Source organism: Neobacillus sp. NPDC093182 (assembly GCF_044754045.1).
Genome location: NZ_JBIVOI010000016.1, coordinates 16,917 through 41,060, shown reverse-complemented (window position 1 = coordinate 41,060; position 24,144 = coordinate 16,917). Strand labels below are relative to the sequence as shown.

At 39.3% G+C, this 24,144-nt stretch carries 21 protein-coding genes; 8 read left to right on the top strand and 13 right to left on the bottom strand.

Going from position 1 to position 24,144, the window contains the following annotated elements; all coding sequences use genetic code 11:
- Positions 1-20: 20 nt before the first annotated feature.
- From ACIQAA_RS24900 to ACIQAA_RS24890, 3 genes are read right to left on the bottom strand one after another with little or no spacing between them, the layout of a single operon-like run.
- Positions 21-974 (bottom strand): proline racemase family protein, encoded by a 954-nt coding sequence (locus tag ACIQAA_RS24900; protein ID WP_402625086.1) that lies wholly within the window; start codon positions 972-974, stop codon positions 21-23.
- The gene (locus ACIQAA_RS24895; RefSeq protein ID WP_402625083.1) at positions 971-2,008 is read right to left on the bottom strand and encodes a proline racemase family protein; all 1,038 of its coding nucleotides are present in this window, start codon (positions 2,006-2,008) and stop codon (positions 971-973) included. Before ACIQAA_RS24895 ends, ACIQAA_RS24900 begins: the two co-directional genes overlap by 4 nt.
- Positions 2,008-3,210 carry an NAD(P)/FAD-dependent oxidoreductase gene (locus ACIQAA_RS24890; RefSeq protein ID WP_402625081.1) on the bottom strand — a complete coding sequence of 401 codons (1,203 nt, stop codon included), beginning with the start codon at positions 3,208-3,210 and terminating at the stop codon, positions 2,008-2,010. Before ACIQAA_RS24890 ends, ACIQAA_RS24895 begins: the two co-directional genes overlap by 1 nt.
- 184 nt (positions 3,211-3,394) lie before the next feature.
- Between ACIQAA_RS24890 and ACIQAA_RS24885 the strand changes: the two genes are divergently transcribed.
- From ACIQAA_RS24885 to ACIQAA_RS24870, 4 genes are all read left to right on the top strand, one after another.
- Positions 3,395-5,008, top strand: a complete 1,614-nt coding sequence (locus ACIQAA_RS24885; protein WP_402625078.1) for a sigma-54 interaction domain-containing protein — start codon at positions 3,395-3,397, stop codon at positions 5,006-5,008.
- A gap of 78 nt (positions 5,009-5,086) precedes the next feature.
- The gene (locus tag ACIQAA_RS24880) at positions 5,087-5,362 is read left to right on the top strand and encodes a (2Fe-2S)-binding protein (RefSeq protein ID WP_402625075.1); all 276 of its coding nucleotides are present in this window, start codon (positions 5,087-5,089) and stop codon (positions 5,360-5,362) included.
- On the top strand, positions 5,355-5,687 hold the full coding sequence (locus ACIQAA_RS24875; RefSeq protein ID WP_402625072.1) for a (2Fe-2S)-binding protein: 333 nt from the start codon (positions 5,355-5,357) through the stop codon (positions 5,685-5,687). The genes ACIQAA_RS24880 and ACIQAA_RS24875 overlap by 8 nt, the downstream gene beginning before the upstream one ends.
- Positions 5,684-6,922 carry an NAD(P)/FAD-dependent oxidoreductase gene (locus ACIQAA_RS24870; RefSeq protein WP_402625070.1) on the top strand — a complete coding sequence of 413 codons (1,239 nt, stop codon included), beginning with the start codon at positions 5,684-5,686 and terminating at the stop codon, positions 6,920-6,922. The genes ACIQAA_RS24875 and ACIQAA_RS24870 overlap by 4 nt, the downstream gene beginning before the upstream one ends.
- A gap of 224 nt (positions 6,923-7,146) precedes the next feature.
- On the opposite strand, the gene ACIQAA_RS24865 is transcribed toward ACIQAA_RS24870, so the two are convergent.
- The 10 genes from ACIQAA_RS24865 to ACIQAA_RS24820 all read right to left on the bottom strand — a co-directional run bounded on the left by ACIQAA_RS24865 (position 7,147) and on the right by ACIQAA_RS24820 (position 18,243).
- Positions 7,147-8,022 carry an aminoglycoside phosphotransferase family protein gene (locus ACIQAA_RS24865; RefSeq protein ID WP_402625068.1) on the bottom strand — a complete coding sequence of 292 codons (876 nt, stop codon included), beginning with the start codon at positions 8,020-8,022 and terminating at the stop codon, positions 7,147-7,149.
- A 139-nt stretch (positions 8,023-8,161) separates the two neighbouring features.
- Positions 8,162-9,109 carry a mannose-6-phosphate isomerase, class I gene (manA, locus tag ACIQAA_RS24860; protein ID WP_402625399.1) on the bottom strand — a complete coding sequence of 316 codons (948 nt, stop codon included), beginning with the start codon at positions 9,107-9,109 and terminating at the stop codon, positions 8,162-8,164.
- 22 nt (positions 9,110-9,131) lie between these two features.
- On the bottom strand, positions 9,132-10,001 hold the full coding sequence (locus ACIQAA_RS24855) for an ROK family protein (RefSeq protein WP_402625065.1): 870 nt from the start codon (positions 9,999-10,001) through the stop codon (positions 9,132-9,134).
- A gap of 18 nt (positions 10,002-10,019) precedes the next feature.
- A complete protein-coding gene (locus tag ACIQAA_RS24850) occupies positions 10,020-11,249 on the bottom strand; it encodes an MFS transporter (protein ID WP_402625063.1) in 1,230 nt (409 codons plus the stop codon).
- Between the two features lie 158 nt (positions 11,250-11,407).
- Positions 11,408-12,469: a BtaManbiosPhlase gene (locus ACIQAA_RS24845; RefSeq protein WP_402625060.1), complete on the bottom strand. Its 1,062-nt coding sequence runs from the start codon at positions 12,467-12,469 to the stop codon at positions 11,408-11,410.
- A 29-nt stretch (positions 12,470-12,498) separates the two neighbouring features.
- Positions 12,499-13,443, bottom strand: a complete 945-nt coding sequence (locus ACIQAA_RS24840; protein ID WP_402625057.1) for an MTP-1 family protein — start codon at positions 13,441-13,443, stop codon at positions 12,499-12,501.
- A 2-nt stretch (positions 13,444-13,445) separates the two neighbouring features.
- On the bottom strand, positions 13,446-15,038 hold the full coding sequence (locus ACIQAA_RS24835; protein WP_402625054.1) for a glycoside hydrolase family 13 protein: 1,593 nt from the start codon (positions 15,036-15,038) through the stop codon (positions 13,446-13,448).
- Positions 15,039-15,222: 184 nt separating this feature from the next.
- Positions 15,223-16,053 (bottom strand): carbohydrate ABC transporter permease, encoded by an 831-nt coding sequence (locus ACIQAA_RS24830; RefSeq protein WP_307307120.1) that lies wholly within the window; start codon positions 16,051-16,053, stop codon positions 15,223-15,225.
- Positions 16,040-16,918 carry a carbohydrate ABC transporter permease gene (locus tag ACIQAA_RS24825; protein WP_307307117.1) on the bottom strand — a complete coding sequence of 293 codons (879 nt, stop codon included), beginning with the start codon at positions 16,916-16,918 and terminating at the stop codon, positions 16,040-16,042. The genes ACIQAA_RS24830 and ACIQAA_RS24825 overlap by 14 nt, the downstream gene beginning before the upstream one ends.
- Positions 16,918-18,243 carry an ABC transporter substrate-binding protein gene (locus ACIQAA_RS24820; protein ID WP_402625050.1) on the bottom strand — a complete coding sequence of 442 codons (1,326 nt, stop codon included), beginning with the start codon at positions 18,241-18,243 and terminating at the stop codon, positions 16,918-16,920. The genes ACIQAA_RS24825 and ACIQAA_RS24820 overlap by 1 nt, the downstream gene beginning before the upstream one ends.
- Before the next feature lie 449 nt (positions 18,244-18,692).
- Between ACIQAA_RS24820 and ACIQAA_RS24815 the strand changes: the two genes are divergently transcribed.
- The 4 genes from ACIQAA_RS24815 to ACIQAA_RS24800 all read left to right on the top strand — a co-directional run bounded on the left by ACIQAA_RS24815 (position 18,693) and on the right by ACIQAA_RS24800 (position 23,301).
- Positions 18,693-19,712 (top strand): LacI family DNA-binding transcriptional regulator, encoded by a 1,020-nt coding sequence (locus tag ACIQAA_RS24815; RefSeq protein WP_402625047.1) that lies wholly within the window; start codon positions 18,693-18,695, stop codon positions 19,710-19,712.
- Between the two features lie 20 nt (positions 19,713-19,732).
- Positions 19,733-20,257, top strand: a complete 525-nt coding sequence (locus ACIQAA_RS24810) for an AAA family ATPase (protein ID WP_402625044.1) — start codon at positions 19,733-19,735, stop codon at positions 20,255-20,257.
- 212 nt (positions 20,258-20,469) lie between these two features.
- On the top strand, positions 20,470-21,462 hold the full coding sequence (locus tag ACIQAA_RS24805) for an aminoglycoside phosphotransferase family protein (RefSeq protein WP_402625042.1): 993 nt from the start codon (positions 20,470-20,472) through the stop codon (positions 21,460-21,462).
- Positions 21,463-22,020: 558 nt separating this feature from the next.
- A complete protein-coding gene (locus ACIQAA_RS24800) occupies positions 22,021-23,301 on the top strand; it encodes an SH3 domain-containing protein (RefSeq protein WP_402625039.1) in 1,281 nt (426 codons plus the stop codon).
- The last annotated feature ends 843 nt before the right edge of the window (positions 23,302-24,144 follow it).

Sequence of the window (24,144 nt, the reverse complement as noted above, 5' to 3'; positions counted from 1 at the left end):
TCCTACTATTTAATAGTTTTTTATTTTAATAAAAACCCTGCGGATAATGGATCTGTCGGGTCTAATACATATGTCTGCATACCCGTAATAAATCCGCGGGCTGAAAAACTAAACTCGTACTCAGTTTCAAGTTGTGCTGAAAGTTCTGCTGTCAATTTGCCATTAAAAATGCTTTCATTTTCAATTGGGCTGTCTGCAGATATATCGCCATTTCCTATTAAATAGGTGCTGCAGGCAGCTAGAGATCCAAATCCTGGAGAACGTACAATATAACGATCCGGACGGAATGTTACCGTTTTGATTTTGCCTTCACTTTTTTGCGAATGATCCAGCAAGATCACTCGGCTGACAGCATATTTGCCTTCTAAAGCCTCAATCGCCTTTTGCCCCCATTGATTAATGTCAGGAAGGTTCTCCATCTCAATTTCAAAAGGTAACTCTGCTTTATCAAAAATCGCATAGAGATGATCGGCTTGAACGAGAGCAACCTCTGTCTGTAAATCTAAATAAGACACTGGCACATGGGTTTGTACAACCTGGCATGGCTCGCTTTTTAACCTAACTAATTTCACTTCATCGTCTTTCATAACAGCAGTAACAGTAACAACACCGCTGACGGTTTCAACGCTGTATTCATTTGAAGATTTTGCCTTTAGTTGGCCAGACTCCAGCGATGCGGTTATGACAGCAACAATTCCGCCATATTGCATGGGAACGGTTCCGTTATGATTGAAAAAGACAACAGCTGCATCGGCACCGCTCTTAAAAGGTGGAACAACCAAACAGCCATTCAATCCAGCAAATCCACGAGGCTCATTTAAAAGAAGTTTAATTTCTTCCTCATAGGCAAGCGAAAATTGCTCATTCAGCTCCTGTAAACTTTGATAATGAATAAATGGTGCATCCTTAATAATACGGTAAGCCTCGCCTGCTACGTGTACATCGGTTGCTGTATAAGCCTTTCGAATTTTCATTTCACATCCTCCATTTCATGTTCCATTGGGGGAATGAGTAAAAATCCTTCTTTAAGCGGATCTTCCTCGTTATAAAAGAACCGGTGCATTCCCATTAGCCATGCTGAACCAGTGATTCTTGTAATAACAGCCTCCACCCCCTGAACATCTGTTATTCTAAGGACTCGTCCACGGAATAAAGAGCCAACAATACTCTCATGCACAAATTCCTCATCGATGCCTATCTCCTTTTTGGAATAGAGGACAGATAATTTCGCCGATGTACCTGTACCGCATGGTGAACGATCAATCCCGCCTGGAGGGACGATGACCGTATTTTTCACATCTGCTTCTTCATGGGTTGGCTCAGTGAAAAATTCAATATGGGTCAAACCGCGAATAAATGGATACTGCGGATGAATGATATCCGTTTTTTCGTTAATGGTATTTCTAACTTTGATACCTATTTCAATGATTTTTGATGCATTCTCCGGTATGAGTTCTAATCCAACAGATTGGGCATCAATAATTCCATAGAAATTGCCGCCATAAGCAATGTCTGCATCAACGATTCCAATTCCCTCAACATCAACAGAAACACTCTTTAACAGAAAAGCAGGGACATTACAGAAGGAAACCTCTTTTGCTTTTCCGTTCTCTACTTTAATGTCTACCTCTACAAGGCCTGCTGGTGTATCAAGTTTGATTGAGGTAACTGGTTCTTGAACAGGGATTAGCCCCGCTTCAACTAATGCTGTACAAACACCGATTGTGTCATGTCCGCACATTGGCAAATAACCGCCAGTTTCGATATAGATAACACCGATATCTGCTTCCGGATGGCATGGATCTGTCAATAGCGCACCTGACATCACATCATGTCCTCTTGGTTCATTCATCAGCAGTTTACGAATCCAGTCATACTCCTTTTGCATATGTAGCATTTTTTCGGACATTGTTGCTCCTATTAGATCTGGGAGTCCACTAATCAATGTCCTTGTCGGGTTTCCACCCGTATGTGTATCAATTGTTGTAAAAACTCGATTTGCCTTCATCAGCACAACACCCTTTCCTTAAATCGAGAAAATCTTAGCGGTTCAATTGGGATGCAAGTATCCTTTTTGTTAAGCATTTCCTCTATCACTTTTCCAGTTACAGCAGCAAGGCTAATTCCGTCTCCCTCATGACCGGCAGCAATATAATAGTTTGGAATTCCCTCAACCTCTGACACAATTGGCAAGTGATCCTCTGTCCAAGGACGTAAGCCTGCATAAGAGCGTATGACCATCATGTCAGCCATTTTCGGATAAAATCTAATGGCGCGATTGGCAATACATTTAATAATTTCATTGTTAATTTTTGTATTAAATCCAACAAATTCACGGCTGCTTCCAATCAGGAAGTTTTGACTTTCAGTTGGTTCGAAAACAAGGGCTACGCCGTATTTTTCAGTAATCGGATCAACCTGACGCTTTCCGCCAAATTTGGAGATAAGATAGCCAAATTCCATCACTTTTCTTGGCCCTACAAATTCTTGGCGTGATGCCACAATGATATGGCCTTTTCTTGGTTTAATGGGAATGGACAGATCCAGCATCTCGCCAATATATGGAGCCCATACACCTGCAGCATTAATGACATGGTTTGCGGTAAAAATCCCATTAGATGTTTCAACGGTAAATGTACCGTCCGTATTCCTTCTCATTCCAGTAACCTCAGTTTGCTTATGGGCTTTAGCGCCCATCTTCTTTGCACCCTCAAGAAGGTTAAAGGCAAGAAGATATGGGTTAACGGTTGAATCTGTTGCACACTCTAAGCCACCTAATAAATCATCAGCAAAATACTTAGAATCTTGGCGAATATCTTGACGGTCCAGCATCCTGAACGGCAAACCGGCCTCCTTCTGACGGTCAACCCACTTTTGTGCAGCTTCCATTTCTTCCTCTGTCTCACAGACAAGGATGCTTCCAGGAGCTCGATAATCAAAAGGTTGTTTCAATTCTTTGCTTAATTCATCTACTAATTTCTGGCTGACAAGTGACATTTGACTGTCAAAGCCAGGATCTTTATCAATAGCTAAAATGTTTCCATCACAGCGGGATGAAGTACCACTGACAAATTCACCCTTTTCAATAACTGTTACATCTCGTCCAGATTTAGAAGTATAATAGGCAATTGCACAGCCTATGATCCCCCCGCCTATAACCAAAACATCACAATGATAGCTCACAAAACCAACCTCCCTTCGTCTGTACATCATTTATTAATGCAAGTGGCGTGCCAACTTTTATAAATGTGTAAAAACAACAAATTACAAACTATTTTCACGATTATTCCAAATATTCTTTATGTAACCGTATACAGTTGTCAAAATTTTTGATAAATTAATGTATAAAATATTAAACAGTGTAAAATTATTTTTACACACTAAGGAGGCTGTCATGTTTGAATTACCATCAGTCAAAGAAATAATTGAAAATAATTTTATCCATCTAAACCAAGTAGATAATGAAAGCACTTTAGGAAGAGTTTATTTGTATGATTCATTCTCTGTACTAGTTGACGCTTGCAAGCACCATCCAGCCGTTGCCGTCACAGATTCAAGCGGTCAAGCGCTTGGAGGCATCACAATTGAACAAATCATTGTTTTTTTGCATGATTCCTATAATCAATTAAAGGCTTTCTATGATACTGTCATTGAAACGATGGACGCCTCAGTGACAGTGATCGATGCTAATGAGCGTGTCCGCACATGGACACAAGGAGCCGAAAAAATTTTCTCCATTAAAAAAGATGAGATTTTGGGCAAACCAATAATAGAATTCTTTGAACATCAGAATCTAGAAATCTTAGAATCATTGCACAAAGGAAAAAGAATTCAGGGAAAGCATCACCAAGCAAGATCTAATCTATTTGTTCATATAAATGCAAACCCTGTTTACTTCAATGAAAGTATTATCGGGGCAGTTGTATCGGAAACCGATGTGACAAACCAGGTTGTTCTGAATGAAAAATTATTTAATATGTCGACAGAGGTTCACCGTTTAGAACAGGAAATGGCGAAATACAGGCCTTCAGATCCCTTTATTGACATTAAGGGGAAAAGCGCTGTAATGGAAAAAACAGTGCAAATGGCAAAAAAGGTATGCTCTGTCCGATCAACTGTATTGATCTTAGGGGAAAGCGGGGTCGGTAAGGAGGTCTTTGCCAAATCCATTCATGAGGCCACTGAAGTTCCTGACGCACCATTTATTTCAATCAACTGCGGTGCCATTCCTGAATCATTATTTGAAAGTGAATTATTCGGCTATGAACGCGGTGCCTTTTCCGGTGCGGATCATAGAGGTAAAAAAGGAAAAATTGAACTCGCTAAAGGCGGGACTCTTTTTCTTGATGAAATTGGCGAAATGCCTTTAGAAATGCAGGTCAAAATGCTTCGAGTGCTTCAGGAAAGAAAGTATTACAAGGTTGGCGGCGAAAAAGAAATTAAGGCTGATTTCCGGGTAATTGCCGCAACAAATAGGGATTTAAAAGAATTAATAAAAGAAGGCCAATTTCGTGAAGATTTATATTATCGGCTGAATGTTGTCAGTTTAAAAATTCCTCCATTAAGAGAACGCCGCGAAGATATCGTTGAACTGATTTATCATTTTTTAAAGGATTTTTCACTACGTTATCAGCGACCAATCCACCATTTTTCACAGGAAGTTATGCAAGAGATGCTTCAATATAATTGGCCAGGCAATGTCCGAGAGCTGCGTAATGTTGTTGAACGCCTTATTGTTTTTGCGACAGATGGCGTCATTCGAAAAGAATATTTGCCATTTCATTCAGTAATGAGCTATCCAGATGTATCTGATACGGACCTTCAAGAAAACAACATGGAAATGGACACGGTTATTTTGCCGCTTCAAGAGGAAATGGATCATCATGAGAGAAAGGTGCTCGATAAAGCATTGGCATTAACCCATGGCAACAAATTAGAATGCTCGAAAAAACTTGGAATCACTCGAGCAACCCTTTACAATCGTCTAAAACGCCTCGGCTTAAGCTAATTTAAAAATATAGCCTTCAAAGTTGGTACGATTCTTGCAATATATTTTTACATATAGCTAAAGAGAGGGGTTTTCCAAATGACTAACAAAGAAGCACTTGTGATCTGCCGGTGTGAAGAGGTTACCTATGATCAGGTATTCTCAACAGCAAAAGAACATCAATGCACATCCAGGGAATTAAAGCTCAGAACAAGGGTAGGAATGGGTTTTTGTGGAGGCCGCACTTGCAGAGTCATGGTCGATCGGATCATTGAAAGTATCGTACCTAATACAAAAGAAGGCGGAATCCCATTAAAATATCAACCTCCCATTCGCCCTGTAACGTTTGGAACGGTAGGTGAAAATCATGACTAGAATAATAGATCATCCCGTTCTAGGAAAATTAGATGATAGAAATAAGATTCCATTCACATTCGATGGAAAAGAATATGGAGCATATGAAAATGAAACAATCGCTGCAGCCCTGCTGGCAAACGGCGTCAGAACACTGCGTGTTCATGAGGAAGGTGGAACACCAAGAGGGATTTATTGCAATATTGGCCACTGTATGGAATGTCGTGTAAATGTAAATGGCCAGGCCAATGTAAGAGCTTGTTTAACGGTTGTGAAGGAAAAGATGGTTGTTGAAAGCGGGAAACAACATCCTAATATTGTGAAAAGGATGGTGGAGAAACAATGATCGATGTAATCGTAATTGGAGCTGGACCAGCCGGTTTAGCAGGTGCCATATCCTGTGCTGAAAATGGCTTAAACGTAACCGTCATTGATGAATTTGTCAGACCCGGTGGAAGATTACTCGGACAATTGCACCAGGAACCGTCTGGTAAATGGTGGAATGGAATAAAAGAATCAGAGCGTCTGCACAATGAAGCTCAGAAACTATCAGTAGATATCCGCTGCGGCGTTTCTGTATATAACCTTGAAAAAGATAAGGATTCATGGAATGTTCATACTAATATAGGAACACTGATAGCTCCTTATGTGCTGGTAGCAACTGGGGCAGCTGAGTTCCCAATTCCTGTGCCAGGCTGGACTCTTCCAGGTGTTATGTCCATCGGGGCTGCACAGGTCATGACCAATGTTCATCGCGTCGAGGTCGGCAAAAAAGGCATCATCATTGGGGCTAACATTCTAGCATTTGCGATTTTAAACGAGCTACAATTAGCTGGAATTAATGTGGAACGTATTGTTCTGCCAGAAAAGAGCCCCCTTAGCAAAAATGCTGGAGAACCAGAGGAAGTCATGAAGTCGCTTCTAAATGCGGCCCATCTTGCTCCATCACCAATCTTGCGTTTCGGTAGTGGTTTTATGAAAAATGAAGGATTCCGCAAATTAGGAATAAAGTTTTTCCCTAAGAGCGGCGTTAAGGTGAATGGCACACCATTGCAGCTTAGAAAAGCAGCTCTTGAAATTCTTGGCAAGGATCAGGTAGAAGGCGTCCTCACCGCAGATATTGATGTAAATGGAAATGTGATCAAAGGTACGGAAAAAATTTACGAAGCAGATTTCGTATGTATCGCAGGTGGCTTGTATCCGTTAGCAGAGCTTACAGCCGTTGCCGGCTGTCCATTCCAATTCGTTCCGGAACTTGGCGGACATGTTCCGCATCATTCTGAAAAAATGGAAACTCCGCTCGAAGGATTATTTGTTGCCGGAAATATCACTGGCATCGAGAGCGGGAAAATCGCCATGGCCCAAGGAACAACAGCCGGCATTTCAATTGCTAAACACGCTGGAAAAGGTGGCACGGATATCAATGCGAAACTTGAACAGGCAATGAAGAACGTTCATACTGTCCGTCAAAACGCTGCTATCCAATTCTCCCCTGAAATTGCAAACGGCCGCAGGAAAGTTTATGAGCTTTGGGACGATCTTTATGGGAAAGAACAGGATTCTTTACAGGCGATAGGATAAAAGAAAGATTGCATGATTTCATAATGCTATTTTAATACCTTAAAAAAGCTCCGATGCATTTTGCACGGAACTTTTTATTTTAAATTTGTTATCCCAATCTCTTATTTTGTCCTAATTCAAACCCCATAAAACCACAGGGACGGTTCTCATGGTTCTTTCTGGATTACTCTCGCCAAAAAGCCACCAGAACCGTCCCCAATGTGTTCTGTTTCCAATGTGTTTGATTAGTTTTCGTAATCTTTGATTATAGTCCAAATAGTATCAGCTGCTTCTTCCGCTGTTACTTTATCAAAATTTTTGTAAGAGTCATATGTGATTAATGCCTTCCACAGAGCCCATCCTCGTGCTCTATTCCAGGTTCCTTCGTCAAACTTTAATTCATTCTTAAATACTTCTCTACTGGTATCATCAAAGAAATTCCAAGCTATTGCAGCATCACAAGAAGGATCTCCTACTCCTACTATTCCAAAGTCAATAACGGCACAGAGCTTTCCATCCTTTACTAACAAATTCCCTGTTGCTATATCACCGTGTACCCATACAGGCTCTGACTCCCATTCAGAATCTAAAGCTAAGCTCCAGATTTCGCTCAGCAGACCACCATCAAAAGTGTCACTGTTGTTTTCAATAGCATTTCTAGATTCTTCATTGTATATAGATAATGAACCGCCTCTATAAAAATTATGCTGACCAGCTAATGGACCTCCACTAGCATCAATGGCTTGTAACTCTTTTAAAAATGACGCCAAGTCTTTTGCTAGATGATTAAGGTTATCAATATTGTTATGAGATAGAGGGTCTCCTTTAAGCCATTTATAGATGGACCAGGACCACGGATATTCTTTATTCGAATTTCCTTTTGCTATCGGAGTAGAAACTGACAATGAAAGTTTTTCAGCAAAAATGGGAAGCCACTTTTGTTCTTTTTCCACCTGTGGAGCATAGGCCGCTGCACTAGGTAACCTGACACTCAAATGATCCCCTAAATGAAATGTTCTATTATCATTTCCACCTTTTTTTACAGGTTTGATAGATAAATGAGACCATTCTGGAAACTGTTCGTCTATTAGTCTTGCTACTAAATCGACATTGATAATCAACCTATCTCACTCCTTCCTTTTTCAAACTCATAGAAAGATGATGCTGTCACACTAAAGCCTAAGTACCTATACAGCTTATCAATGGAACTAAAAGATAAAAAGCCATCAGAACCGTCCCCAATGATTATGTCACAATGTGTCAGGTGTGAGATACAATCAACTCACATTTTCCGTCGACCACAAATTCTCCTAATCCCACTGGAATAATGAAATGGGTTCCTTTTTTCAATGGATAACGCTCTCCGTCATGAACAAGGACCCCATCTCCCTTAATGACACTGAGAAGCAAATATTGATCAATAAAAGAAAATGCAGATTCCCCACTAATATCCCATTTATATACGGAGAAAAACGCAGATTTCGTAAAAATTGTAATAGTAGCATTTTCCCGCTCTTCAACCACCGAAGAAAAAACTGTTTCATGATGCGGTACTGTCGTCACATCAATAGCCTTTTCTAAATGAAGATCGCGCAGATTTCCCTCCGTATCACGACGGTCATAATCATATACGCGGTAGGTGGTATCAGAGCTTTGCTGCGTTTCCAAGACAAGCGTACCTTCACACAAAGCGTGAATTGTTCCACTTGGTACATAGAAAAAGTCACCAGGCTTAATCTTCACTCTTCGGAGCAATTCGTTCCATTTTCCTTCACTAATTTGCTGGATTAGTTCTTCTTTTGTTTTTGCATTATGACCGAAGATCATATGAGCATCCTTTTTACAGTCGAGGATATACCAACACTCTGTTTTTCCAAGCTCACCCTTTTCATAAACCTTCGCATACTCATCTTCTGGATGTACCTGTACTGATAAATCCATGTTCGCGTCCAAGATTTTTGTTAAAAGTGGAAACACCTCTTCCTTTGGGTTTCCAAACAGATCTGGATTCTTCCGCCATAGTTCTTCCAAGGTCATACCTGCATAAGGGCCATTTTCAATAATAGAAGGGCCATTTGGATGGGCTGAAATTGCCCAGCATTCTCCTGTTTGATCAGTTGGAATGTTATAGCCAAATCCGTCACGTAAAGCGGTACCACCCCAAATTCTCTCTTTAAAAACTGGTTTTAAAAACAATGGTTGCACGATTATTCCTCCCAAATTATGTTTATCATTGATTCCCAGCTAGCAATGCTTGATGAGCAAGCATAAGCGCGCCGGTAATCCCCGCATTATCCCCTAAACCAGGACTGACAATATAATCAGTAAGCTCTGGCAAAGCTACATACCCATTAACAAATTCCTTTAAATACCCATTAACAAAGGTAAATACTTGTTTCTGTTTCATCACTCCACCGCCTAGGATGATTTTTTGGGGAGAAAGAATGAAGATATATTGCATCAGAGCTTGAGCAATATAGTAGCCTTCCATTTCCCAAACCTCGACTTGGTCTATAAGCTGATCACCCTTCGCACCCCAACGCGCTTCAATCGCTGGTCCAGCTGCAAGCCCTTCTAAGCAATCGTGATGATAGGGACATTTTCCTTTGTATGGGTCAATTGGATGACGTCTAACAAGAATATGTCCCATTTCAGGGTGTGAAAGACCTTGGAGGAGTTCGCCTTGGACAACTGCCCCTGCTCCAATTCCTGTACCAACAGTAATGTACAAGCAGCTGTCCAATCCTTTAGCAGCGCCAAAAGCTACCTCTCCCAATGCTGCTGCATTTACGTCGGTATTGAATCCAACTGGAACGGAAAATGCATCTTTTAACACCTGAACAAACGGATACTGATTCCATCCTGGTTTTGGTGTAGAGGTTATGAAACCGTAGGTAGGACTTTCCTTAATAACATCAATCGGGCCAAACGAACCTACTCCGATGGATGTTATAGGGTATTTTTTAAGAAATTCAATTACCTGCGGCATGGTTTCTGCAGGGGTCGTCGTTGGAATCTGGATTCGTTCAATAATCTCCCCCGTATCATTACCGACTGCACAAACGAACTTTGTCCCTCCTGCTTCAATCGCACCCAACATAGATAATTCCTCCCAAACTTATAATTCATTAGAACGAAGTACTGAAACGTTTTTCGACTTTCTCCAAATCATATAGAGTGATGGAATCATAATCACATATACAATCGGAAAAAGACTAAACGATATAGGTAATAGCTGGTCAAAATTAAGGTGTTTTCTCATAACTAGAAACAAAACTACACCAATGATTCTTCCTACTCCAAGTGGAATTTCACGTATAATAATATAATCTAAGCGCTTTTCCTTGTAGTCGGGGTCCTTCTCAATTGCCTCATAGATCATCGCGCTCATCGAGTTCGTAATCATATTCTGGGCTAAAGGTGAGATTACCCCAAAAACAACCAGCGAAATGATGACTGGAAAGATTGATAACAGAACAGAACTCAAGAATATACTGACCGAACCAATCGCATAAATGGCGAGACGGTATTTCGGATTAGAGTACCTAGCGAGTACATAGAATGTAGCAATAGCAACAAGTTCTGCGGCCGTATTATAAATACCTAAACTCAATTCCCCGCCAGCGACTTTGAAGGTAATCATCGTAATTAAGAAGGTTCCGTACACGCCTGATACAATACCATCAGCAAACATTACCTTATACATCTTCTTCCATTCCCTCGATGGATTCTTAATTACTTCCCAAAAATAACTTTTGGTTGTAATCGGATGTCCCTTTACCTTTAAAGAGGTTAAAAAGGCAATAAAAAAGAATACACAGGTTCCAATAAAAACAACATAATAACCAAACATACCCTCGAATTGTGAAATGATAATCCCTGACAGAACCGGTCCGATGACACCGCCGATGGTAAATAAAATTCCTTGTACATATAAAAATTGATCACGATTATCATTCGTAGTTAGATCTAATACCGCCATGTGCATGCCGACAAAATATAGGCTCATGGCCAACCCATTTGAAAACCCTAATAACATAATATGATCACGTAATGTATCATGAAAAATAAGCATAATTAAATAGGTGATCAGGTAAAAGACAAAGCCTAATCGCATCGTAATCATCGGGCTCGTCATCCGAGCAAGCCACCCGCAAATTCCAAAGCAAAAGATGAGTGCAATCGACCAATACAAACTATAATGGGCCAGCAAGGAATAGGTTTTATCCAGCTTCCATAGGAAAACACTTTGAAAAATACCTGACAAAACTCCCCCAAAGGAAAATAGGGCATTCATCAGTAAATAATACTTCAATTCTGTGGAAAAAGACTTAAATACCTGCAACATTCGATTGTTCTCCTTTTAAAGCTGAGTTGGCTAATGACCGCCCCCTCCTGCAATCCAGTAATATTTCACACTATTAATCACCTTAACTCTCAATGTCCTGCCAAAGTTATGTTAAAAAGGCCAAAATCAATAAAGAGATTTTGGCACTTTTTTAGCTATTAGAGATAAGTCAATGAATCAAGGATTTCTTGTAAGCTTAATTCGGCACAAGCCATTGATGTATCAGCAACACCGTAGTACATTTTAACAACATCACCTTCAACAACAGCACCACATGAAAAGACAACATTTCCAAAGAATCCTTCCACCTCATAATCTGCTTCAGGTTCAATAATCGGCTGGTTGGAGCGGGCAATGACCTTTGTTGGATCTTCCAAGTCAAGTAACACAGCACCCATACAATAGCGGTGATCCGAAGTCGCACCATGGTACAGCTCAAGCCAGCCTTTCTCTGTTTTAAAAGGAACGGCTCCCCCGCCCATGCGAGCGCTGTCCCACATACCTTCACGTAAACCTAGTAAATGCTTGTGGTTCCCCCAATGTAAGAGGTTTGTGGATTCAGCAATCCAAATTTCTGGCTCTCCGACACTTTTAGGGACCGGACGATGAAGCGCATAGTATTTTCCATTTATTTTTTCAGGAAAAATTAATACATCCTTATTTTCCGGTGCAAAAATCATTCCGTGATGTTCTGTTGTCACAAAGTCTTTTGTGGAAACCATTGATTCGCCTACACCAACCGGTGAAACAGCACTAAAATATATATAGTAAGTATCTTCTATTTTAGTAATCCTCGGGTCCTCAATCCCAAAGGTCTCTAACTCATTGGATGGATATACGAACGGTTTTTCATCAATCGTGAAGTGATGACCATCTTTGCTTCGTGCAATCCGCAAGTAGGATAGGGAGGTTAAATAAACAAAACCATTTGAATCTCCACTCTTCTTAATCGTACGTGGATCAGAAAAATCAAACTGATTGTCACTTAGATTTAAGTCTACTATCTCTAGTTCACGGGTTTCTGGATTGTAAATGGGTGCTTTGATAACATTAGGATCTTCACTAATTGGGCGCTCAGCTACACGAAGCAGCATAATAATTTCATCGTTATATGTTGTAATCCCCGCATTAAATGCTCCAATTACTTCAAAATCTGGGCGATGTGGTGTTACATCCATTGGGGTAACCAATGGGTTCTCTTCATATCTATATATATTCATTTTCAGTTCTCCTCCATTCAAAGTTCAAATTACCGTTCATATTGTAAAAATGGATCCACGATCGTTATTTTTTGAGCTTCTGCGTCACTAATTCCTGCATAAATATCAGCACTTCCATCCGGTCTTCGAACTAATCCGCCACTAAAGACAACATCCTCTAGGTCCGGTCGTTTCGATGGACCAGGAAGAAAATTGCTTCTAGTAGCAATTAGCTTCATATCAGAAATCCCACCTGTTTCTGGGTCAAGGGCAAATACCATTGGATAATAATGACGATTTCCCTCTTCATCAAAGGAAGCCATATGGCCGAGGACACCGACAAGTCCATTTGCTAATAGGTGCGGTTCGTTTGCTCCACCCCACTGTTCATCAATAAACTGGTCTTCTAGCAAAGGAGCTTCGTTAATCACATCGAGAGTCAATTCAGCTAATGAAGAAATTCGTGTCCAACCAATCTTTCCTCTCCCGCCTTTTTCCCCTTGAGGTCTTGTCAATACGCCAATACTTCCGTCCTTTAATTCCACAAGACGAAGGTCCTTCATTCCGTCCGGACCTTTTGCAAATTCCTGCAGCCCTGCAATGGACTGTCCTTTATAAAAAACCGTTCTCCAGCCAAGTTGACCCGCATTAATTGGATGTGGGAAGATTTGAACGCCGCCTACAATTAACTCTCCTGCTATGCGAGTAAAGAATGGATCTTGTAACTCAAGGACAGGTGCATTCTCTCTTGGTACCCACTTTCCATTTCTCTCGACAAAGAAATAAACATGAGAGTGCTCACTGTCACGTGACTCTACCCGTCCTGCAATAACAAGCTCCCCTTCGTCTTCAAACGGTGCGCAAATATTATAGACATCTTTTTCACCAATGCCTGTGAAAACGATCCTTTCTGCATTGGCAGGTTGAGCATTCGAATTAAATTCTTCCAACAACTGTTCACATGTTTTGACATTCCCTTTATTTAAAACAGCCATTTTTAATTAACCTCCTTAAGAATCAAGACTTCATTTGCATGAATCGTGATACCATTGTTTTGTTCAAGGGACTTACGTTTTGTGGAGATCAGCAATTCCACATCTGAATCTATCTCTAGCGTTTTGGGTTGATTTGAAAAGTTCAAAGCAACTGCTACTTTTTCAATACAATCTTTCCGGACAAAATAAATCATGTCATCCTCATACCGTAAGAATTCATAATCGCCATTGCTGAGGGCTGAATGTTTTTTTCGCAGCCACAGCAGCTTTTTATAAAAAGCAAGCATGGAATCAGGATCGTTTTGCTGGTCTTCCACATTAATTTTGCAAGCATCCTCAGGAATCGTGATCCACGACTCCTTCTCTGAAAATCCGACATTCGAATCAGCAGTCCATTGCATGGGGGTTCGTGATTTATCCCTCGTCTTTTCGTTGGCAATTACCAACGCTTCCTCTTGCGACTTACCAGCTTGTAAGGCCAATTGATAGTGTGTAATGCCTTGTACATCTTTCATTTTGGAAATATCATCGGTCACCCAATCTCTCATTCCAATCTCATCACCCTGATAAATGAACGGAACACCCTTCGCTGTAAGCATGAAAGCTGCAACTAATTTGGCTCGGTCTTCATCACCGCCAAATCTAGAAAAGTGTCGGGACATATCATGACTCGAAAAGAACAAGGTTGGGATTTGCGACTGATCATAAACCTTCTCCGTTTCAGCTACTTGTTGATAGAGCTTTTCCACATCCAACGTCTCAATACTTCCAATATTAAAGTTAAAGACAACATCTAATTTGTTATCGCCCGAATATTGTTTTAGAATATCCAGGTTTTCAGAACCAACTTCACCAACAAGAAATTTATCTGGATACTGATGAACAAATTCAGCAATTTCCTCAATGACTGCTAAAATTCCTTCTTGGTCTTTATCGTATAAATGGTTTTGTTCATTCTTTTCCACATCAAATGGGTTGTCTTGAAACGAATCATTCACCTTTAAGAAATTAATGACATCAAGCCGGAAGCCATCGACTCCTTTTTCCAGCCAAAACTTCATGGTATCCAACATCGCTGTTTTAACTTCAGGATTGGCCCAATTCAGGTCAACCTGCTCCTTAGCAAAGGCATGATAATAATATTGACTGGTGTTTTCATCGTACTCCCAAGCAGATCCACCAAAGAAAGATTCCCAATTGTTCGGTTCATCCTTCCAAATATACCAATCTCGTTTCGGATGGTCCTTCCGTGATTTTGACTCTTGGAACCACTGATGTTTAGATGAGGTGTGGTTCAACACTAAATCGGCTATCACCTTGATACCGCGCCGATGTGCCTCCTGAATGAATATCTCAAAATCAGCCATCGTTCCATAATCGGGGTCAATCCCATAGTAATCGGAAATATCATAGCCGTTATCCACCTTTGGGGATGGATAAAAGGGTGTAAGCCATAGTCCATCAATCCCCAATCCCTTTAAATAGTCGAGCTTTGAGGTAATACCAGCAAAGTCCCCTATTCCGTCACCGTTTCCATCTTTAAAGCTTGGCATATAGATTTCATAAAAAGTCGATTGTTTCCACCATTTAACCATTGTGTTTGAACTCCAATCTCGCAAAAACTTCTATTACTTAGGCTCTTTTCTTAAACTTTGTTTCTTTTTGGAACAGAATGTAATAAGAAAAGAGCCTGCAAACTAAATTCTAAAACGCAAAATAACTATTTCCACGTTAAAATCGGCTTTAAGATTTTAACAACAATCATTACGAAAACAGCCATTACTTAAGTGTAAATTGCATTCCTTCTTGGAACTTTTTCGCAAACAGCAAGAAAATGATAATAATAGGAAGTGTTAATAAAACAGAGGCAGCATACAAAGGGCCTGGATAGCCACCATATGGACCGAACATTTGTGATAACAGGACATTCAGCGTTAGCATGTTATCACTCTTCGCCACCAACATATCCCATAATAGCTCTGTCCATCTTTCCATGAACAAGAATAAGAAGATAACGGTCGTTATTGATTTAGACATTGGCAAGACGATTTTGTACATAATTTGCAACTCGCTCGCACCGTCTAGCTTTGCCGCTTCGATAAACGTTTCTGGTATCGCCTTGAAAAAGTTCGTATACATAAATACGGCCCATAAACTCATGGCTTTTGGCAAAATCAATCCCCAGTATGAGTCATACATTCCGATTCGTTGAATCAAAAGGAATGTAGGGATTAACAAAATGATGGCTGGAAAGAACATTTGAAATAATATAAAGTTATTTATCGTGTCTCTTCCTTTAAATGGCATCTTTGCTAGTGCATAGGCGACCATAACGGCAGATACCATCATCAATAGTGTTGAGGCCCCCGAGACAATAAAGCTATTGAAGAATGCATTCAACCATGGCCTTGGGATAGCAGCTTCCCCACCACCCAATAACCATTCATACGATTTCAAGGAATACTCTGTCGGAAATAGCTTCTTATCTACTTGATCCCAATCAGCAAAAGAATTTAGCACCATATAAATATATGGATAAATCATAATTAGTAATAGAATAACGGCTATTAGGTAACGAAACCATAAGCCTTTTTTCTTAGCTCCACCCATTTCGTTTCCCCCACATTTCTAAGAGTTTTCGAATGATAAAAACCGAAATAAACGTTACAACGGAAGCAATAATTGCAATGGCAGAAGCATAACCTGCTTGAAGATTTGAGAATGCTCTTGTAAAGATCTCCATTTGCCATGTATTCGTTGCAAAATTTGGTCCTCCACCTGTTAATTGGTAAACTTCTGTGAAGATACCAAACGTAACACCAATTGATAAAATTAATACTGTAAATAACGCAGGGTACAGCAGCGGAAAGGTAATTTTCCAAAAACGCTGCCACGGAGTTACCCCATCAATCATGGCTGCTTCGTAAATTTCGGTACCAATACTTTCAAAACCTGATGTTAAAATCAGCGCATAATACCCAGTGAATTTCCAGGCGATAATCATTGCAACCACAAAGAGTGCTGCAAAAGGACTTCCAAGCCAATTAATATCTAAGCCCAATGAGTTCCGCAAGAATTCATTCACCGGACTGTTGTAAGATAAAATCCCTTTTACGATAAAGGATGATACAACTCCTGATGCTAAATAAGGGAGGAAAAAGCCGATTAAAAATAGCCCTTTAAATTTTGGTAATCCCTGAACGATTAAAGCAACAATAATCGATGACGCAACCACTAAAGGTACAAATACTGCCAGAAATTTAAAAGTAACGAAAAATGCACTCTGAACACCAGGACTTCGAAAAGCCTCCATATAGTTCTCAAGTCCAACGAATGTAAAGGTTGGTGAAATTAAATTCCAATCCGTAAACGATAAGAATAGTGACCACACAAGTGGGATCAAAAAGAAGACTAATGCATATATAAGATAAGGACTGGCAAATAGCCAGCCCATCCTTCCGTGCTTTGTGCTCATTATTTAAGAGCCTCCTCAATTGCCTTTTGCATGTCCTTCCATCCAGTTTTTGGATCCTTTTCACCTTTTACCACTGGATTGAAAGCATGTTGACCAATAAATGTCTGAATATCATTGTATTTTGAGTTATCCATTGGCGGGATACCATTAGGAACGGCAGCTGCATATGGTTGTAATGCTGGATTTTTATCAAAGAACGCTTTAAATGTATCATTTGTTGTTAAATCATCACGAGCTGGTGGTAAGCTTGTCTTTTCAAGCCATTTCAAATCATTATCAGGAGTAGAATAAACCCAGTTAATGAAGGTCATTGCTGCTTTTTGTTGCTCTTTTGTTGCAGAAGCATAAATCACTAAACCTTTTGTATCAGCAAACGTTTTAACATTTTCTGTATCCATTCCGTCTGGTACTGGCGGCGCTGCTAATGTAAATGTTTCATTAAACTTTAATTCCGGGAATTTCTCTGCCCAGTATGGAATGGTCCAAGGACCAACATCCACGAAAATCCCTAAACCACTTTCAAATGGATCTTTTGACTGTCTTGTTAACAACGCATCCGCTTTACGTAAATCATCCATTAGGCCAAGTACTTGTTCGCCGGCCTTTTGATTACCTGTGAATTTAGTACCTTCAACAAACTTGTTACCGTTGGATGCTGCATCATACAGCATGAAGAAGTCAAACCATCTTTTCCAGGCTGTTGGGTCAGCAAGGTCTGCCTTTGCCCATAAATATTTATCAGGATATTTCGCTTTTAATTTTTCTGCTACATCTAACATTTCACTATACGTTTTCGGCGGTTCGTTATAGCCAAGCTCTTTTAAAATGTCTAATCTCCAGCCAAATAGCATGGCATTTGAGTAAATTGGCAATACATACTGGTGACCGTCAGCAAATTCCCAGCCCTTCATGGTTTCAGCCATATTACGGCTTTCTTTTACCTCGTCCCATCCCTCTAGCTCATCTAATGGTACAAGGGCTTTACTCTCAGATAATTGAGCAGCAAATCCACGGTTAATATTTTCTGAAATAGTAGGTGCACTTCCACCCGCTATCGCTGATTGAATACTTGCTTCAGAAGTTGGGCTTTCCTTCATCGGGCTGACATTCACTTTAATTTTTGGATTTTCCTTCGTGAACTCCTCCGCTACTTCCTTCCAATACACTTGCTGTGTTGGGTTTGGAGCCGCCCAGAATTCAATCGTTGTTACGCCATTTTTATCTGCGCCGCCGCTTTGTTCCTTATTACCAGTAGAGCAAGCAGCTAGTCCAGCGACAGTCAGAGAAGCTGCGAATACGATTGATGCTACTTTTTTCATTTTCATCTCAAATTCCTCCAATTTCTAATTATTTTTACCTAACTTCATAATTAAAATGCAAATACCATAAATCGTTTGAAAATTTAATGACCCTTTCAAGCCGCCATATGGAAACGTTGTCATTGTCATTAAAAAAAAATATAATAGGACTAGTCTATTGTCTTAAAATCACGGTATATATTGTATTCCCTTTATCCATACCCATGACAACTACCATTACGCAGCTTTAAATAATTCTTTTGTAAGCTGAATAACTACCTTACAACGACAATTATTGCACCTAACAACTGGAATGTCAAACATTATATTCATATAAATATATATTTTTAATCAGAATTACACATATGGTCACTATTGTAATTCGCCATTTGTAACGTTACAATATAATTACAAGTAAAATTTATAAATCAAATCACTTTTAATATAAGGAAATCACTAAAGGAGAAGAGTTTTATATGAATAGAAAAGTGACGATGCAAGACATCGCCGATCGGCTGAATATCTCAAAAAACTCCGTTTCTCAAGCATTATCTGGAAAGCCTGGAGTTAGTGAAGAGACAAGGCAGCTTGTCCAGAAAACAGCAGATGAATTAGGGTACGATTATTCTAATAGTAGAAATCAAAAGCAACCTGATAAAAAAAGTACCAGGAATATCGCTTTAATTGCTTCTGAATTTGCCTTTTCACTCAAAAGCTTTTTTGGAGTCATATATTTAGGGATTGAAAAAGAATTAAGAGCCCGCGGTATGAATCTTTTTATTGAATCCATTGATAATGAAACGAAGGAGAATTTAACTCTTCCTTCCTTATTAACCAATCATCAAATTGATGGAGTATTAATTCTTTCTCATATTAGTACCGGCTATATTAAAAAAATTATTGATACAGATATCCCAACGGTTTTGATCGATCACCACGACCCGCATCTAGAGGCTGATTCCATTCTGACGAATAACCGTTTTGGAGCATATAGAGCGGTAGAACATTTAATTCAATTAGGGCATCGTGATATTGCCTTTGTAGGAGATGTTGACAAATCCCCAAGCTATCAAGAGCGATTAGAAGGTTATCTACTTGCTTTAAGAAAATATGATATTAAACACAATGAACACTTTATCGTAACAAACGCACAGGAAAATCAAAATCATATTAAACAGTTTATGGATAACCTTCAAAGCCAGCCCACCGCTTGGTTTTGTGTAAATGATGGTCTTGGTTTCCTCGTAACATCCGTCCTGCAGCAAAGAGGCATCAATATACCCGATGAAGTATCTGTCTGTAGTTTTGATAACGGACAATTATCACAAATCTCTACTCCAAGGATTACAACCGTGGATATTGATTTGAGTTATTTCGCAAAAAAGGCCGTAGAACAGCTTTGTTGGCGAATGGAAAACAGAGGGGAACCGATACAAGAGATCTTACTTCCAACCAAGTTAATTATTAGAGAGTCTACTTCAGAAAGAAAAAGCTAAAGGTCGGGGGTAACGTAAAGATGGATAAAAACCAAGAAAAAACAATATACCTAATATCTGGACCATGCGGGGTAGGTAAATCTACTCTTACAAAGGAATTGTTACGAAATGTGAAAAAGAGCGCTCTTATTAAAGGGGATGATTTCTTATCCATATATGATAAAGACTCTGAACCTCCTTGGGATGAAATGCTTATGATTATGTGGAAAAACATACTTTCGTTAACCCAAAATCTGCTTCAACATAACTTTAATGTGATTATCGATACGGTTGTCGAAGATGAATTGGAGTGGTTCTGTAAGCATTTTGCTTACCTGAATCTGAAGATTAAGTACGTGGTCTTACTCGCAGAGGAGAATATTTTAATAGAACGTTTGAATAAGCGCGGAGATCCATTTTTAATTGATCGCTCCTTATTTTTGCTAAATAAACTTGAAAGCGAACCAGCAAATTTAAAACATCTTTACAACACCTCTTATAAAAAACCAGCTGAAATAATGGAAGATATCTTGAATTCTTCTAGTTTTATTTATAATTTAGCTTAATCAGAAATTTCATTTACATCTTTGTCTTATTCTGGCTGTTTCCTAGGTAGATTCCGCATCCTAATAAATTAGGTTTCGGGATTAGGTACTTGAGTGAAACTACTTCGATTTGGACTTGTACAAGTTATTCAACTAACGAAGCAGGATAGGTTCAAGAAGGAAATATATATATTATCCTTATTATAAAAATTTATTAAGGGAAAGGCTAACTGATGGAGTTTAATAATAGGATTACTGCTATATTGAATGATAACTATGGAATTGAAGCAACTTCAATAGAACAACGTCCAGGCGGCTGGTCGGCCTTAGCATTTTTCGTGGAAGATAAATGTGAAAAGTATTTTTTAAAAGTATATGACAAAAGAAAGCCGTCCATTGTTCCGTGGATTGATGCAATTGATAGATATACTCCCTTAGTAAAATGGTTGTATAACCATACTGATTTAAAAAACAATCTCGCTAATCCAATCTTTACGAAATTGAAAAGTAATAAATGCGAAGACGAACAGTACGTGTATTTGCTTTCAGAATATATTGAGGGAACTACAATTGCAGACAAACAGCTAAGTCAAAATCAGGTAAATGAACTGGCTAAGATTCTTGGAATACTTCATAAGAACACTTCAAATATCCCTAATGAATTACAACAGCAACAAGTAAACGAAAGTTTTGACATAGATTGCTGCGAATACTTATCTTCTTTTATTAATAACGATTTGGATCATACAGATGATATCGTTTTAGAAATTGTGAAGCCTTATACAGGCACTTTATTAGAAAAGATTAACAGGATGAGGTATTTATCAAATACTTTAAAAAGCAAACCAAACCAGTTTGTTTTGTCCCATGCAGATGCTCATAATTGGAATGTTATGCAAGGGAAACACCTTATGCTTATTGACTGGGAATGTCTAAAACTTGCTCCACAAGAACAAGACCTGATTTTAATCATTACAGAGCAATATGCTGGACTATTCTTAAATGAATACAGGAAATATATGAAGTATGAGTCTCCAGATTTTGATGCCTTTGAATTTTATTTCTTAAAGAGGAAACTTGAAGATATTTGGGAATGGATTAAGAACTTACGTTTTGAAGGTCTTGTAAAATCAGAAGAAGTAACACTCGAATTTCTAAAGTTGAACCTTGATGCCTGTACAAGAACTGAGAGCTTTCGGTCGGAAATTCAAAAAGTCTTTAATTAAAAGGTAAACATAGAGATTCTTGTTGAACTACCGGGGGTGCTTTAGTTGAAGAACATTATGCTTAGTAAGGACCTCATAATCCAGTGGATATGAGGTCCTTTATTATCTCAAATAGATGATATCTTCCCAACTGTATACCTTATCCGTGACTGGTATCACCTCCTTCCCTAAACGGAAAGAAGAGCAAAAACCAACCACCCCAACAATATTCAGCTGCAACTCCATTCTATCATTGTTTAGCTGCCTAACAACCTATCAATCTTCGACAAAAACCGAGGAGTGACAGGCACAGCTATTAAAATAGCTGTACCCAAAATAGCGTTCTAAAACCATTGGCGTTTTTTCATTTTATCCATCCCTCCATACGACAATGTATTAAACCAATGTATTCCAATTGTCGTATGGCCGAGTGGGCAAAACGGGACATATAGATGGTATTTTGTCCAACATAATCAATTTCCGACTAATTATGACAATTTCAGGACAGAAAATGGTGAAGTATTACGAATATTACAGAGTAAGAGTTAATTTAGAGAGAGAATAGGGGAATTGGTTATTTTGACTACACAATTAGTTGTAAATGGTGAATGGACACTTAGCAGGAAAGAAACCTACGGAAAAGGCAAGCAAGCAAAATCTGTACCTGTTTTCACCACAAGGATGGAAAAACGTGAATATTATAAGAGTATCCATTTTGATATTCGAAATGTACTAGACGTCCAAGGGTTTTTAAAGGATATCCGCACTAATTGGAATACATATGTATCACAGGTTCACGAATGGATTCAAAAAAATGTTGTAAAAAAACTGGTAGTGACCGGCATTTTTACCGTTGTCCTTGGCTTGTACACCAGCACGGCAAATGCAGCCATTCATATTCAAGAATACACCTATCAGGTAAAAAGCGGCGAAAAAATTGAAACCATCGCGATGCAGCATGGTGTCACAGCCCAAGAAATATTAGAGGCCAATGGACTGACTTCCATTGACGGCAAAAAAATTCTTTTACCAAAAGTAGATGATAGAACGGTGACCGCTACCACACTAAATATCCGCACACAGCCAAGCACGGAAAGCAGTATAATTGGAACCTATAAAAAAGGAAATATCGTGAAGGTTGCATTTATCGAAGATGGTTGGGCTGGCATTCTGATAAAAGGGCGGATTTGTTTCGTCAGCGCTGACTACCTCACAAAAGCACCTGCACAAGCAGGCACATCTACAGTCGAAGCTCAAACGAAAACCATGTATGTAACGGCATCATCTTTAAGAGTTCGTGCAGCTGCTACTACCAGCAGCGCTGTCCTAGGTTCGTTAAAATTAGATGATCGTGTAACTGTAACCTCTAGTTCAAACGGGTGGGCCAAGATTCAATTCCATGGCAAAACAGCGTATGTGAGTGAAACCTTTTTAACGAAAAAACAGGCAGCTCCTGCACCAAATGAGTCTAGTAACAACAGCAGCTCAACAGTTGATTCATCTGTGTATGTGATTAAAAGCGGTGATACCTTTACAAAAATCGGCAAAGCCTTAGGGGTCCCTGCCTCAACCATACAAGCACTCAATCCAGCCTTGAATCCAACCCGGCTAAAAATTGGACAAAAAATCAAAGTCCCTGCTGCAACAGTATCTACTGCAAATCAAATAATGATGACAGCTCACATTGGAGGTGTCGAACCGAATGGAACCTTCCGATTTATCACGTCCAACGGCAGCTTGTACACCGCAAAGGCAGCAGGCAACATGATAAACGAACTATTCGTCCATCAAGGAGAAAAAGTAACCCTAACTCTCGAAGCAAAAAGAGGTCAGAAAATGATCCTCCTTTCTATTCATTAGGAAACATGCGAACGAATCTTATTCAGGTCTTTTGAACGGCCGGCAAAGGTTTATCAAAAGCAGAAAAAAGACAGATGAGCCCATCCATAAATGATTGTTCCTTTTAATAGAACTTAAAATAGAAGAGCCATTCCCGCTACGAAAATGAGCAGGAATGGCCCTTTTATTGTGTATGCCGCAGGGACGGTTCTCATGGTTAATTATGGTTAGGTATCTTTAGCACTTTAATCATTAATTGAGTAGGGTCTGACCCCACTGGCCTGGTGGGGATTATTTTACGCTTACAGATAATTACAATAGTAAACGAGGAATGACATGAATCAGTTTATTCAATCGTTTGCTTAGTTTGGGGATAAAATCAACTTCAGTAAGGATTTTCTTTAATAGTTACTCGTGATAATTGTCAAAAGTATCTTTTTACCAATTCTTACAATTTGTTAATTGAACAGAATAATCGACAAGAACCGCCCTAACTAATCGTTTAATTAAATCTCTCCTAAACCCTTTTGAGAAACGAACTTTAAATTGTTTTCCGGGAAATTTATTGTCGAAGACATATTCACTTATCTGCAGCCAAGTTACATACACTTTCACCAAATACTATATTTTTTCACTAATAGACTCCCTTAGACAAACTGTAAACTAATTAAATGATTGATTAATTTGGTTAAGAACCTTCCGCCTGCTAGGAGTTTCTTCACCCAAGAAGTGCGTGAATTGTCGAGAAAAAGCACCCTTGATTTTCAAGGGTGTTCTCAGTCATAATACTGCTAATTTAATATTTTTTATTTTTTCATAGAAAAACCGGGCAAAAACGGCCCGGTCTCTCGTTAGTTAAAGTCT

What these genes read in the sequence shown, in the direction of transcription:
- ACIQAA_RS24870 (WP_402625070.1), top strand. Translation starts at nt 5,684, where the DNA reads ATGATCGATGTAATCGTAATTGGAGCTGGACCAGCCGGTTTAGCAGGT.
- ACIQAA_RS24805 (WP_402625042.1), top strand. Translation starts at nt 20,470, where the DNA reads ATGGAGTTTAATAATAGGATTACTGCTATATTGAATGATAACTATGGA.
- ACIQAA_RS24895 (WP_402625083.1), bottom strand. Translation starts at nt 2,008, where the DNA reads ATGAAGGCAAATCGAGTTTTTACAACAATTGATACACATACGGGTGGA.
- ACIQAA_RS24830 (WP_307307120.1), bottom strand. Translation starts at nt 16,053, where the DNA reads ATGGGTGGAGCTAAGAAAAAAGGCTTATGGTTTCGTTACCTAATAGCC.
- ACIQAA_RS24875 (WP_402625072.1), top strand. Translation starts at nt 5,355, where the DNA reads ATGACTAGAATAATAGATCATCCCGTTCTAGGAAAATTAGATGATAGA.
- ACIQAA_RS24825 (WP_307307117.1), bottom strand. Translation starts at nt 16,918, where the DNA reads ATGAGCACAAAGCACGGAAGGATGGGCTGGCTATTTGCCAGTCCTTAT.
- ACIQAA_RS24880 (WP_402625075.1), top strand. Translation starts at nt 5,087, where the DNA reads ATGACTAACAAAGAAGCACTTGTGATCTGCCGGTGTGAAGAGGTTACC.
- ACIQAA_RS24855 (WP_402625065.1), bottom strand. Translation starts at nt 10,001, where the DNA reads ATGTTGGGTGCGATTGAAGCAGGAGGGACAAAGTTCGTTTGTGCAGTC.
- ACIQAA_RS24845 (WP_402625060.1), bottom strand. Translation starts at nt 12,469, where the DNA reads ATGAATATATATAGATATGAAGAGAACCCATTGGTTACCCCAATGGAT.
- ACIQAA_RS24835 (WP_402625054.1), bottom strand. Translation starts at nt 15,038, where the DNA reads ATGGTTAAATGGTGGAAACAATCGACTTTTTATGAAATCTATATGCCA.
- ACIQAA_RS24810 (WP_402625044.1), top strand. Translation starts at nt 19,733, where the DNA reads ATGGATAAAAACCAAGAAAAAACAATATACCTAATATCTGGACCATGC.
- ACIQAA_RS24885 (WP_402625078.1), top strand. Translation starts at nt 3,395, where the DNA reads ATGTTTGAATTACCATCAGTCAAAGAAATAATTGAAAATAATTTTATC.
- ACIQAA_RS24890 (WP_402625081.1), bottom strand. Translation starts at nt 3,210, where the DNA reads ATGTACAGACGAAGGGAGGTTGGTTTTGTGAGCTATCATTGTGATGTT.
- ACIQAA_RS24900 (WP_402625086.1), bottom strand. Translation starts at nt 974, where the DNA reads ATGAAAATTCGAAAGGCTTATACAGCAACCGATGTACACGTAGCAGGC.
- ACIQAA_RS24820 (WP_402625050.1), bottom strand. Translation starts at nt 18,243, where the DNA reads ATGAAAATGAAAAAAGTAGCATCAATCGTATTCGCAGCTTCTCTGACT.
- ACIQAA_RS24815 (WP_402625047.1), top strand. Translation starts at nt 18,693, where the DNA reads ATGAATAGAAAAGTGACGATGCAAGACATCGCCGATCGGCTGAATATC.
- ACIQAA_RS24840 (WP_402625057.1), bottom strand. Translation starts at nt 13,443, where the DNA reads ATGGCTGTTTTAAATAAAGGGAATGTCAAAACATGTGAACAGTTGTTG.
- ACIQAA_RS24850 (WP_402625063.1), bottom strand. Translation starts at nt 11,249, where the DNA reads ATGTTGCAGGTATTTAAGTCTTTTTCCACAGAATTGAAGTATTATTTA.